This window comes from Micromonospora sp. NPDC000663, from assembly GCF_042898105.1.
Taxonomy (GTDB): Bacteria; Actinomycetota; Actinomycetes; order Mycobacteriales; family Micromonosporaceae; genus Micromonospora.
Genome location: NZ_JBIAYR010000002.1, coordinates 687,881 through 699,624, shown reverse-complemented (window position 1 = coordinate 699,624; position 11,744 = coordinate 687,881). Strand labels below are relative to the sequence as shown.

Sequence of the window (11,744 nt, the reverse complement as noted above, 5' to 3'; positions counted from 1 at the left end):
GCCGGCGCTGACGCGTCCGCCCAGGTCGGCCACATCACCCTCGCCACCGCTCTACGATTTGGCGGTGGACTTCCCGGAGCTGGCCGCCCGTACCCGCCGGTTCACCCACGGTGCGCCGCGCGCCGTCGCCGTGGCGGAGGACGGCTCCCGGGTGATCTTCCTGCGTTCCGCAGGTCCGGAGGATCCGGCGGACGCCCTGTGGCAGCTGCACGTGGCCACCGGCGAGGAGCAGCTGGTGGCGGACCCGGCGACAGTGCTGGACGGGGGCGGCGACCCCCGGGCGCTCTCCCCCGGCGAACGCGCGTTACGCGAACGGCTGCGGCTCAACGCCGGGGGCATCGGGTCGTACGCGCTCGACGCCGCCGGCCGGGTGGCGGTGTTCGCGCTGGCCGGGCGGCTCTTCCGGGCCGACCTGGTGCACGGCGACGTGGTGGAGGTGGCAGCCGTCGGCCCGGTGCTCGACCCCCGTCCGGACCCGACCGGGCACCGACTGGCGTACGTGACGGACGCGGCCGAGGGTGTCCGCCGGGGCGAGCTGCGGGTGATCGAGGCCGACGGCACCGACACCCTGCTGGCCGGCGAGGACGCCGGGGTGAGCTGGGGCCTGGCCGAGCACATCGCGGCGGAGGAGTTCGGCAGGTACCGGGGCTACTGGTGGGCGCCGGACGGGCGCATGGTGCTCGCCGCCCGGGTGGACGAGTCCCGGCTGGAACGGTGGCACCTGCACGACCCGGCCGACCCGGCGAGCCCTCCGACCGCTGTGGCGTACCCCCGGGCGGGCGGGCCGAACGCGGAGGTCAGCCTGCACCTGCTCGATCTGGACGACGGCTGGGTCGACGTGCACTGGGACCGGGAGACGTACCCGTACCTGACCGGGGTGAGCTGGGGCGAGGGCAGCCCCCTGATCACCGTGCTGCGCAGGTCGCAGCAGCACGGGCTGGTGCTCGCCGTGGACCCGCGTACCGGTGAGACGCAGGTGCACGCCGAGCTGGCCGATCCGCGGTGGGTCGAGCCGATCGCCGGCACCCCGGCGCACCTGCCGGACGGTCGGGTGCTGGTCGGCGGGGAGCTGGCCCACGACGGGTACGACGCGCGCTGCCTGTTCGCCGACGGCACCCTGCTCACGCCGCCGTCGCTGTACGTACGGCGGGTGGTGGGTCGGCTGCCGGCCGACTCCGGCCCGGCGGACCTGCTGGTCGAGGCGAGCGACGGCGAGCCGAGCGAGCGGCACCTGTTCCGGGTGCGGACCACCATCGGCGGCGGGGTGGACGCTCGCCGGATCACCACCGACTCGGGTTGGCACACCGCCGCAGTGGGCGGGGACGTGCTGGTCATCGGGGTCGCCTCGTTGGACCACGCCGGCGTGCGGTGGACGGTGCGGCGCGGCGACCGGGAGGTGGCCGAGCTGCGGTCGCTGGCGGCGCCCCCTCCGTACTCGCCGCTGCCGCTGCTGGAGCGGGTCACCGATCGGCGGTTGCCGGCGGCGGTGCTGTACCCGGACAACCACGTCACGGGCCGGCGACTGCCTGTGCTGCTGGACATCTACGGCGGGCCGGGCCACCAGGAGGTGGTGACCGCCCGCGCGGCCTGGCTGGAGCGGCAGTGGTGGGCCGACGCCGGGTTCGCGGTGGTCACCATCGACAACCGGGGTACGCCGGGAGTGGCCCCGTCGTTCGAGAAGGCGATCCACCGGCGGGTCGCCGACGTGATCCTCACCGACCAGATCGACGCGCTTACCGCGCTGGCCGGCAAGCATCCCGACCTGGACCTGGAGCGGGTGGGGGTGCGCGGCTGGTCGTTCGGCGGGTGGCTGGCCGGGTTGGCGGTGCTCCGGCACCCGGAGCTGTTCAGGTGTGGCATCGCCGGCGCCCCGGTGACCGACTGGGCGCTGTACGACACCGCGTACACCGAGCGTTATCTCGGCCTGCCGGAGGACGGCATGGACGTGTACGCGCACCACTCGCTGATCGAGCTGGCCGCCGAACCGGTCACCGTCCCGGAGCAGGCCCGCCCGCTGCTGCTGGTGCACGGCATGGCCGACGACAACGTGGTGGCCGCGCACACGCTGCGGCTCTCGGCGGCGCTGCTGAGCACCGGCCGCCCGCACGCGGTGCTGCCGCTGACCGGCGCCACCCACATGGCCGCGAACGGCACCGCCGAACGACTGCTCCCCCTGGAACTGGACTTCCTGCGTACGCACCTGGGGTGAGCGGCACGAGCCCTGCATCGAAAGGGCGCCAGGGATCCAGCTAGGGCTTTGAGCGCGCGCGAACGCTCAGGTCGAGGCGCTCAGGGGCGTGCGTCGTACCGGGTCCGGGCTTCGAAGACGCGGTCCATGTGCGTCTCGGCCCAGTTCTTGATCGCGATCATGACCGGGAACAGTTCGTGGCCGAGCGGGGTGAGTTCGTAGTCGACGCGGACCGGTACCGAGGCGGTGACCGTGCGGGTGACCAGGCCGTCGCGTTCCAGGGTGCGCAGGGTCTGGGTGAGCATCTTCTGGCTGACGCCGGCGACGCGTCGGGCGAGTTCACCGTGCCGCTGTGGGCCGTCGACGAGCGCTGGGATCACCAACGCGACCCACTTGTCGGTGAGCCTGCTCAGCAGCTCACGTGTCGGGCACTGGTCCAGGTATGCGTCGTAGTCGCGTTTGGCCTGCTCACGGCGTTGCGCCGCACTCGTCGTCGTCGCCATGCTGTCTCCTCCAGGTGCCCTAGGCACTTCAAGGTACCTACTTACCGACAGTGCCGACTACTCGTACGGTCGTGGTGATCACGAAATCCCACGAAGGAGACGACGATGCGCGCAGTCAGCTATGCGGAGTTCGGAGGGCCTGAGGTCCTGCACGTGGCCGAGGTGCCGGTGCCCGAGCCCGGGCCGGGACAGGTCCGGGTGCGGGTCGCGGCGTCGGCCGTCCACCCGGTCGATCTGGTGATCCGCTCCGGTCGGTTCCCCGCCCCGTTGCCGACCGGTCTGCCGTACACGCCCGGCTGGGACGTTGCCGGCAGCGTCGACGCGGTCGGCCCGTCGGTCGAGGAGTTCACGATCGGCGACGAGGTCATCGGCTTCTCGCCGTGGCTGCAGACCACCGTCGGCGCCCACGCCGAGTACGTGGTCCTCGACGCCGCCTGGCTGACCTCCGCGCCCGCCGGCGTCCCCGCCACCGAGGCGGCGACGCTGCCGACAAGCGGCCTCGCCGCCGCCCAGGCCCTCGACCTGCTCGCGCTCCCCGCGGGTTCGACAGTGCTCGTCACAGGTGCCGCCGGGCAGGTAGGCGGGTTCGTCCTGGCGCTGGCCCGGGCGACCGGTCTGCACGCCACGGGACTCGCCGGACCGGACGACAGTAAGTTCGTCGAGTCGCTGGGCGCGGCGTTCCTGTCGCGCGCCGACGACCCGACGGGAACGTTCGACGCGGTCGTCGACCTGGCTGTGATCGGCTCCTCGCTGCTGGACCTCGTCCGGGACGGCGGCGGCCACGTGGCCGCGTCACCTCCGCTTCGCCTGGAGCCGGTGCGGGGAATCCGGACCTTCGCGCTGGACGTGCTACCGGACGGATCCCGGCTGAGTGAACTGGTCACACTCGTCACCAGCGGAGACATCCCGCTCCGGGTAGCCGACGTGTACTCCTTCGCCGACGCGGCGGCCGCCCACGACAGGCTGGCCCGAGGCGGCGTACGGGGTGGCGTGGTGCTCGTCCCCTGACGGTCTCACCGCTCGGCGGCTACCACACGTCGCCGGCACAGTCCTTCACTCACCGGCCGTGCGGTCGTACGCCCGGCCGCCGCTAGCATCGTCGGCATGGCGACGCGGCTCGTGCAGATCAACATGAAGGCTCACAACGACGCCGCGCTCGGCGGTTTCTGGGCGCAGGTGCTCGGCTGGGAGGTCTCCAGCGAGGGGCCGGGCGTGACGAACCTCGAACCCGAGGGCTTCGTCTACCCCGACCCCGTCGCCGTCTGCATCGACCTCGTCGCCTACCCGGACCCGAAGACTGTCAAGAACCGGGTGCACGTCGACCTCGCCACCACCTCGGCGGCCCACCAGGCGGAGCTCGTCACGCACCTGAAGGATCTCGGCGCAACAGTCGCCGACGTGGGCCAGGGCGATGTCCCGTGGACGGTCATGGCCGACCCGGAGGGCAACGAGTTCTGCGTACTGGACTGGCGGGACACGGCCCACGACACCGGTCCGATCGCCTCGGTGGTGGTCGACTGCGCGGACCCGCGGGCCATGGCCCGTTTCTGGGGCGAGGCCACGGACTGGACGGTGCACAAGGTGACCGACGACAGCGCGCTGCTGCGCTCCGCCACCGGCGTCGGCCCCTATCTTCAGTTCCTCCGCACGCCCGATGTGAAGACCGGGTGGAACCGCGTCCACCTCGACGTGCGCCCCTACCCGGGCGACGACCTGAAGGCGGAGGCGGCCAGGCTGGAGTCTCTCGGCGCCACGGTCATCGACCTGGGCGGCGAGATCTCGTGGATGGTTCTCGCCGACCCGGAGGGCAACGAGTTCTGCCTCCTGACCCCGGCCTGACCCGCACGCTCACGTCACGCCGGCTCGATGGGCAGCCACAGTTCGCAGGTCGCGGTGCTGAAGTCCTCGGCGCGTTCGAGGATGGCGACCATCGAGGGGCCCGGCCGCAGTCGCCACGGGTTGGAGGGGAACCACTCGCTGGCGGTCGCCGCCCAGGTGTTCTGCAATGCCTGGGGATGCGGTCCGGAGGTACGGAAGACCGCCCACTGGCCCGCCGGCACGTCGATGGCGTCCAGGTCGTCGGGGACCTGGGTGTCCCGGGAGACCGCCACCCCGTGCAGGTAGGTCAGTTCGCTGCCCTCGGTGGCCTCGGCGTCGACGTCGTCGCTGACCTGGAGCAGCCCGCCGGGTTCGGTTTCGCTGAGGGCCTTGAGCCGACGATGCTCCTGCGGTGGCAGTCCGGCGATGTGCTGCTGGATGTGCGGGTTGACGCCCCGGTGGATGAGTGGGACCCGGGCGGCGTGTCCGACGAGCCGGAACGCGGGGCGGTCGACGATACGGGTGTCCATGGGGGTGCTCCCTTCGACGGTCAGGCGGAACCTGAGCTGCGGTTGTGTGCGAAGGGGGCCTCCGTCGCGGCGTACGTCACCGGGGCTGGCGCCGTGGACGGCCCGGAACGCCCGTCCGAACGCCTCGGTCGAGCCGTATCCGTGCCGGACGGCGATGCCGAGCAGATCGTCCTCGCCCCGAACGACGTCGGCGGCGGCGACTGTCATGCGGCGTCGGCGCACGTACTCGGACAGCGTCATCCCGGCCAACGACGAGAACATCCGGCGCAGGTGGTACTCGGTGGTGCCGAGCGTCCTGGCCACTCCGTTGACGTCGAACTCCTCGGTGAGGTGCTCTTCGATCTGGTCGACGAGCTTGTTGAGCGCCGCGATCACGAGGCCTCCCTTCGACGTCAAGCCTGGCCGAAGGACCCTGCCCCGCACCCGACCGTAGCGGTCCGATCCGATCAGGTCCCCGGGCTCCCGGACGACGACAGGGGTCCCCTCCCGACGGCGTTGTCGGGAGGGGACCCCTGTCTGTCTGCGGTGTGCCTTACGGCTTGACGTGCGCGTTGACGAACGACGGGTAGCCGAAGACGCTGGAGATGAAGATCCCGCCGGCCTTGGACCCGTGCACGTTGTAGGCCACGTCGACGTACATCGGAACGACAGGCGCGTGCTCCTTCATGATCCGCTCGTCGAGCTTGGCCCACTCCGGGCCCTGCTCGGCCGGGGCCAGCGCCAGGATGCGATCCATCTCGGCGTTGACTGCCGGGTCGTTGAAGTAGGACTGGTTGCTGTTGCCCTCGGCCTTGATGGTGCGGCCGTCGTAGAGCACAGGCAGGATCGACGCTCCGCTCGGCCAGTCCGCCGCCCAGTTACCGATGTACAGGTCCCAGGGGTTGTTCTTCTTCTTGACCTCGTCGAGCTTCGCGTCGTCCGAGATGTTCCGGACGGTGATCTTGAAGCCGGCCCGCTCCAGGTTGGCCTTGAGCTGGGCACCCTGCTGCTGCTCGGTCGTGTTGTCGGCGACACCGAGGACCAGCTCCGGCGTCTTGCCGCCGAGCAGTTCCTTGGCCTTGGCGACGTCGCCGTTCGCCCCGGCCGGGTACGCCTCGTACGCCTTGTAGCCGATGGTGGCCGGCGGCATCAGCGTGGTCAGCGGCGCGGCGACGGTTTGCCCGCCGAGCGCCTTGATCATGCCTTCCCGGTCGATGGCGTAGTTGAGCGCCTGACGCACCTTCAGGTCGGTGACCCGCTGGTTGTTGATGACGAGCTGGTTGGCGCTGGGGGTCGGCGAGAGGAGCGTCCGCGACTTGAGGGCGGTGTCCCCGGCGACCCTGGCGACAAGCGAGGCGGGCACGGCGTTGAAGGCGAGCGCGCTCTGGTCGGCGCCGTTGTCGGCGATCACCCGGTTGTTGGCGGCGTCCGCGGTCGGGCCGAAGGTCCAGACGAACTGGTCCGGGTACTGGTGCCGGACCGGGTCGGTGTTCGGGTCCCAGTTGGGGTTGCGCTCCAGGGTGATCTGCACGCCCACCTGGTTCTTGGCGACCTTGTACGGGCCGGACGAGAACGGCTGCTTGTCCACGTTGATGCCTGTGTCCTTGTCCGCGGGCAGCGGCGCGGTGGTCGGCAGCGAGGCCGCGAACGGCAGGTCACAACGGGGCTTGGCGAACTCGAAGCGCAACGTCTTGGCGTCCGGCGTGGAGAGGCCCGGCGGAAGCGACGTCTTGTTCTTCTTGAAGTCCCACTTGGTGTCGAACTGCGCGGTGTCGGCCAGCCACTCCTGGATGTAGGTCGGGCCGCCGGAGAGGTCCGGGTCGAAGGACCTGGCGATGCCGTACGCGATCTCCTTGGAGGTGATCGGCCGGCCGTCCTCGAACTTCACCCCGTCCTTGATGGTGAATTCCCAGACCTTGCAGTCGTTGTTGACGTTCTTGCCCGGAGTCTCGGCCAGGTCGCCGACGAGGACCAGGCCGCCCTTGCCGTCGTCCTTCCAGGTGGTCAGGTAGCGGGACCAGAGCGGGTTGGCCATCAGACCGGCGAACGAGTACGTCCGCTGCGGGTCGAGGTGGGAGATCGGCGTCTCCCGGATGACGGTGAAGGTGCCGCCCTTGTGCGCCCCGCTCACCTCGGCGGCCGGGCCCTGCGAGTCCTTGGGGTCGGTCGCGATGACCCCGGTCTGCTTGCGCTCGGTGTCCACTGTGGTGCCCTCGCCCGTGTTCTTCGAGCACGCACCCAGTGCCACCACCAGAGCTATCGCGCCGCCTGCGGCGGCCACCACGCGTGGTCTCATGAAGTACCCCCTTCACCCATGTGCCGTGCGGTTTCGTCGGGGCGAGAACCGCCGACGTCCCGAGGATCGTAAGGAAGAAAACCTACGAGTTGTGTAACAGTTGTCGATAAATTTCGCCATCGACAGGTGCGCCGGTCACCCGGCGGGTCAGCGCAGCCGCACCCGTGGGTCGATGGCCGCGTAGAGCAGGTCCACCAGCACGTTCGCCAACACCACGAAGACGGCGGCGATCAGCACCGTGGCCATGATCGTGGGTAGGTCACCCGAGCGCACGGCGTCCACCGCCGTACGCCCCAACCCCTGGATGCCGAACGTCGTCTCGGTGATCACCGTGCCACCGAGCGCCCCGCCCACGTCCAGACCGGCGATGGTCACCACCGGGGTGATCGCCGCGCGCAGCGCGTGCCGCCCGTACACCTTGGGTTTGGCCAGGCCCTTGGCCCGCGCGGTGCGGACGAAGTCCTCGGACAGCGTCTCCAACATCTGCGCCCGGGACAGCCGGGCGTAGATGGCCGAGAAGAGGAAGGCCAGCGCCACCCAGGCGAGCACCAGCCCGCTGGCCCACTTCGCCGGGTTGTCGAAGATCGAGGTGTAGCTCGGCACCGGCAGCCAACGCAGGTTGTAGACGAAGATCAGTAGCAGCACCGCGCCGACGAAGTAGAGCTGCAACGAGGCTCCGGTGAGCGAGAAGCCGATGGCGGCGCGGTCCAGCCAGGTGCCCCGACGCAGCGCGGAGACCATGCCGAGCCCCACGCCGAGCAGCAGCCACAGGATCGCCGCCGGGATGACGATGCTCAGCGTCACCGGCAGCACCCGGGCGATGGTGTCCGAGACGGCCTCGTTCGTGACGTACGACCAGCCCAGGCACGGCGCGTCGCACCTGCCGCCCTGGGCGCTGCCCAGGTCGCGTCCGGTGACGATGCCCTTCATGTAGCCGGCGTACTGACTGATCAGCGGATCGTTCAGACCAAGGTCGTCGCGGACCCGCTCCAGCCGCTCCGGGTTGCAGTTCTTCGAGCAGATGCTGGTGACCGGGTCACGCGGCAGTGCGAAGAACATCAGGAACGTCAGCACACTCACCGCGAACAGGGTCAGCGTGGCGGAGAAGAGTCGCTTGAGTAGAAATCGCGCCATGATTTGACCCCTACCGGGACGACTTCGGGTCGAGCGCGTCTCGCAACGCGTCACCGAAGAGGTTGAAGGCGAACACCAGCGCGAAGATCGTGATGCCCGGGAAGAACACGTACGCCGAGTCGGTCTGGAGGAAGTTCAGACTGCGGTAGATCATCCGGCCGAAGCTCGGCGTCTCGTCGCTCAGGCCGACGCCGATGAACGACAGGGCGGCCTCGCTGGTGATGAACTGTGGCACCGCCAGGGAGAACGACACCAGGATCGGCGCCCAGATGTTCGGCAGCAACTGCCGGAAGATGATGTGCCCCAGCCCGGCCCCGCTGGCCTTCGCCGCCTCCACGAACTCCCGCTCGCGCAGCGCGATCACCTGCCCGCGGACCAGGCGGGCCGTGCTGGTCCAGCCGAAGATGGCGAAGACGCCGATCAGCACACCCACGCCGAAGGCCGCCGACACCTGCCCCCGCTCGCCGTAGAAGCGCAGCGTGACAGTGGGGGTGAGCGCCAGCGCGATGATCAGGAAGGGCATGGCGAGCGTCAGGTCGGTGATCCAGTTGATCACCGCATCGAGCCAGCCGCCGAGGTAGCCGGCGAGCGCGCCGAGCACGACACCGATCGTCGCGGTGATCAACGCGGCGGCGAACGCGATGAACAGCGAGGTCCGCAGCCCGTACACCAACCGGATGAAGATGTCCCGGCCGAGCCCGGGCTCCACGCCGAACCAGTGGTCCCCGCTGACACCACCCGCGTAGCCCAGCGGCATCCCGAAACCGTCGAGCAGGTTCTGGAACTGCTCTCGCGGGCCGATCCCGTAGACCATCTCGATCAGCGGGGCGGACAACCCCAACACCATGAAGAAGACCAGGAGTACGCCGCTGACCAGAGCCGTCCGGTCGCGACGCAGCCGCAGCCAGGCGAGCTGACCGGGCGAGCGACCGACGACCCCCTTGGTCGCGGGCTCGCCCACGCCGTCGCCGGACTCGATCTCGGCAAGCGCCACACCCTCCACCGGAGACAGGCTCACGGCGACACCTCCTCGACCTGGGTGACCGACCCCTCGACCTCGGGGCTCGTGCCGGCTGCTCCCTCTTCCGGGAAGTGACACGCGGTGGCCTGTCTGCCCCCGTCGCGCGGGACCAGCGCCGGCTCCTCGGTGGCGCAGACGTCCTGCGCCTTCCAGCAGCGGGTGCGGAACCGGCACCCCGACGGCGGGTCCAGCGGGGTGGGCACGTCACCGGCCAGCCGGATCCGGCCCGCCGGGCCGAGCTTGGTGACGTCCGGGATCGCCGAGAGCAACGCCCGTGTGTACGGGTGCTGCGGCCGCTCGTAGATGTCCGCCCGGTCGCCGATCTCCACGATCCGGCCCAGGTACATGACCGCGACCCGCTGGCAGAAGTGCCGCACCACGGCCAGGTCGTGCGCGATGAACACGAAGGCCAGGCCGAGCTCCCGTTGCAGGTCGCGCAGCAGGTTGACGACCTGCGCCTGGATCGAGACGTCAAGCGCGGACACCGGCTCGTCGGCGACGATCAGCTTGGGCCGCAGGGCCAGCGCGCGGGCGATGCCGATGCGCTGGCGCTGCCCGCCGGAGAACTCGTGCGGGTACCTGTTGTAGTGCTCCGGGTTCAACCCGACCAGCTCCAGCAGCTCCTGCACCCGCGCCTTGATCCCACCCGGCGGCTTGATCCCGTTGACCTGCAACGGCATCGCAACGATCCGACCCACCGTGTGCCGGGGGTTCAACGAGGCGTACGGGTCCTGGAAGATGATCTGAAGGTCCTGACGCAGCGGGCGCAGCTCCCGGCGACCGGCGTGGGTGATGTCCCGACCGCCGAACTCGATGGTGCCGGCCGTCGGCTCCAGCAGCCGCACCAGCATCCGACCGGTGGTGGTCTTGCCGCAGCCCGACTCCCCCACCAGACCCAGCGTCTCGCCCGGTCGCACGTCGAAGTCGAGCCCGTCGACCGCCCGCACGAGGCCCGCGCCGCGCAGCCCCTGACGTACCGGGAAGTGCTTCGTCAGCCCGCGTACCCGCAGCAGTGGTTCGTCGGTCATCGGGCCACCCCCACGGATGCGACGTCCTCGGCGTAGCGCTCGGCGCGCTCCTCGGCGCTCAGGTGACAGGCGACCAGGTGACCGTCCGCGCCGGCGGGTCGCAGCTCGGGCACCTCGGTGCGGGACCGGTCGCCGTTGCGGTCCGCGTAGCGGCAGCGCGGGTGGAAGGCGCAGCCCGGCGGCAGGTTGATCAGGCTGGGCGGGTTGCCGGGAATCGGCACCAGGTCCGCGTCCGCGTCGCCGTGCAGCGACGGCACGCTGGAGAGCAACCCCCAGGTGTACGGATGCTGCGGCGAGCGGAGCACCTGCTCGACGCTTCCCCGCTCGACGGCACGTCCGCCGTACATCACCAGGACGTCGTCGGCGACCTGGCCGACCACGCCGAGGTCGTGGGTGATCAGGATGATCGCGGAGTGGAACTCGGCCTGGAGGTCGGCGAGCAGGTCCAGGATCTGCGCCTGCACGGTGACGTCAAGCGCGGTGGTCGGCTCGTCGGCGATCAGCAGCGACGGGTCGTTGACGAGCGACATCGCGATCATCGCCCGCTGGCGCATGCCGCCGGAGAACTCGTGCGGGTACTGGTCGAACCGGCGGGCCGGCTGCGGGATGCCCACCCGGTCCAGCATGTCCACCGCCCGCTGGCGGGCCTCACGCCGGTCGGCCCTCGGGTGGTGCACCCGGTACGCCTCGGCGATCTGCCGGCCGACCGTGTAGTAGGGGTGCAGGGCGGAGAGCGGGTCCTGGAAGATCATCGCCATGTCCCGGCCGCGCAGCCGGCGTACCTCCTCGTCGCCGAGGCCGACCACCTGCCGGCCACCGACGGAGATCTCGCCGGTGACTGTGGTCCGCTTGGGATCGTGCAGGCCGAGGATGGCGAGCGAGGTGACGCTCTTGCCGGAACCGGACTCGCCGACGATGCCGAGGGTGCGCCCCCTGTCGACGGCGAAGGACACCCCGTCGACCGCGCGCACCACGCCGTCCTCGGTGTCGAACCGGACCCGCAGGTCACTCACCCGCAGGTAGGCGTCCTCGTCGGAGCGCTGCGCCGGCACGGCGGGTCGGTCGTCCGGTTCCCCGGACGGCGACGGTTCCGAGCTGTCCACGGCCACCTCCCTCAGTGACGAAGGGAACTTACAGGAAAGTCCCGAGGGTGAAAATAAGCTACAAAGTCGGCACGTGTCAGCGGGGCCGAGCGTAACGAGTCGGCATCGGCCCTGAACACCCCTCACCTCGGGCATTCATGGCCT

At 70.4% G+C, this 11,744-nt stretch carries 10 protein-coding genes; 3 read left to right on the top strand and 7 right to left on the bottom strand.

From position 1 onward, the window contains the following. Positions 1–64 precede the first annotated feature (64 nt). Positions 65–2,209, top strand: coding sequence for a prolyl oligopeptidase family serine peptidase (locus ACFY1S_RS11985; RefSeq protein WP_387115862.1), 2,145 nt, complete (start codon positions 65–67; stop codon positions 2,207–2,209). A gap of 80 nt (positions 2,210–2,289) precedes the next feature. On the opposite strand, the gene ACFY1S_RS11980 is transcribed toward ACFY1S_RS11985, so the two are convergent. Next, positions 2,290–2,691, bottom strand: a complete 402-nt coding sequence (locus ACFY1S_RS11980) for a winged helix-turn-helix transcriptional regulator (RefSeq protein ID WP_387115859.1) — start codon at positions 2,689–2,691, stop codon at positions 2,290–2,292. A 105-nt stretch (positions 2,692–2,796) separates the two neighbouring features. Between ACFY1S_RS11980 and ACFY1S_RS11975 the strand changes: the two genes are divergently transcribed. Together ACFY1S_RS11975 and ACFY1S_RS11970 are read left to right on the top strand one after the other, a co-directional pair. Next, a complete protein-coding gene (locus ACFY1S_RS11975) occupies positions 2,797–3,699 on the top strand; it encodes an NADP-dependent oxidoreductase (protein WP_387115856.1) in 903 nt (300 codons plus the stop codon). 96 nt (positions 3,700–3,795) lie between these two features. After that, a complete protein-coding gene (locus ACFY1S_RS11970) occupies positions 3,796–4,530 on the top strand; it encodes a VOC family protein (RefSeq protein ID WP_387115853.1) in 735 nt (244 codons plus the stop codon). Between the two features lie 14 nt (positions 4,531–4,544). On the opposite strand, the gene ACFY1S_RS11965 is transcribed toward ACFY1S_RS11970, so the two are convergent. From ACFY1S_RS11965 to ACFY1S_RS11940, 6 genes are all read right to left on the bottom strand, one after another. Beyond that, entirely contained in the window at positions 4,545–5,414 is an 870-nt protein-coding gene (locus ACFY1S_RS11965) for a GyrI-like domain-containing protein (RefSeq protein WP_387115850.1), read from the bottom strand. Positions 5,415–5,571: 157 nt separating this feature from the next. Continuing rightward, on the bottom strand, positions 5,572–7,314 hold the full coding sequence (locus tag ACFY1S_RS11960; protein ID WP_387115847.1) for an ABC transporter substrate-binding protein: 1,743 nt from the start codon (positions 7,312–7,314) through the stop codon (positions 5,572–5,574). A 147-nt stretch (positions 7,315–7,461) separates the two neighbouring features. Next, on the bottom strand, positions 7,462–8,448 hold the full coding sequence (locus ACFY1S_RS11955) for an ABC transporter permease (RefSeq protein ID WP_387115844.1): 987 nt from the start codon (positions 8,446–8,448) through the stop codon (positions 7,462–7,464). 10 nt (positions 8,449–8,458) lie between these two features. Then, positions 8,459–9,466, bottom strand: coding sequence for an ABC transporter permease (locus tag ACFY1S_RS11950; protein WP_364375188.1), 1,008 nt, complete (start codon positions 9,464–9,466; stop codon positions 8,459–8,461). After that, positions 9,463–10,497, bottom strand: coding sequence for an ABC transporter ATP-binding protein (locus ACFY1S_RS11945; protein ID WP_387115841.1), 1,035 nt, complete (start codon positions 10,495–10,497; stop codon positions 9,463–9,465). The genes ACFY1S_RS11950 and ACFY1S_RS11945 overlap by 4 nt, the downstream gene beginning before the upstream one ends. Continuing rightward, positions 10,494–11,549 carry an ABC transporter ATP-binding protein gene (locus ACFY1S_RS11940; RefSeq protein WP_387116059.1) on the bottom strand — a complete coding sequence of 352 codons (1,056 nt, stop codon included), beginning with the start codon at positions 11,547–11,549 and terminating at the stop codon, positions 10,494–10,496. Before ACFY1S_RS11940 ends, ACFY1S_RS11945 begins: the two co-directional genes overlap by 4 nt. Between the last annotated feature and the right edge of the window lie 195 nt (positions 11,550–11,744).

What these genes read in the sequence shown, in the direction of transcription:
- ACFY1S_RS11980 (WP_387115859.1), bottom strand. Translation starts at nt 2,691, where the DNA reads ATGGCGACGACGACGAGTGCGGCGCAACGCCGTGAGCAGGCCAAACGC.
- ACFY1S_RS11975 (WP_387115856.1), top strand. Translation starts at nt 2,797, where the DNA reads ATGCGCGCAGTCAGCTATGCGGAGTTCGGAGGGCCTGAGGTCCTGCAC.
- ACFY1S_RS11970 (WP_387115853.1), top strand. Translation starts at nt 3,796, where the DNA reads ATGGCGACGCGGCTCGTGCAGATCAACATGAAGGCTCACAACGACGCC.
- ACFY1S_RS11960 (WP_387115847.1), bottom strand. Translation starts at nt 7,314, where the DNA reads ATGAGACCACGCGTGGTGGCCGCCGCAGGCGGCGCGATAGCTCTGGTG.
- ACFY1S_RS11955 (WP_387115844.1), bottom strand. Translation starts at nt 8,448, where the DNA reads ATGGCGCGATTTCTACTCAAGCGACTCTTCTCCGCCACGCTGACCCTG.
- ACFY1S_RS11945 (WP_387115841.1), bottom strand. Translation starts at nt 10,497, where the DNA reads ATGACCGACGAACCACTGCTGCGGGTACGCGGGCTGACGAAGCACTTC.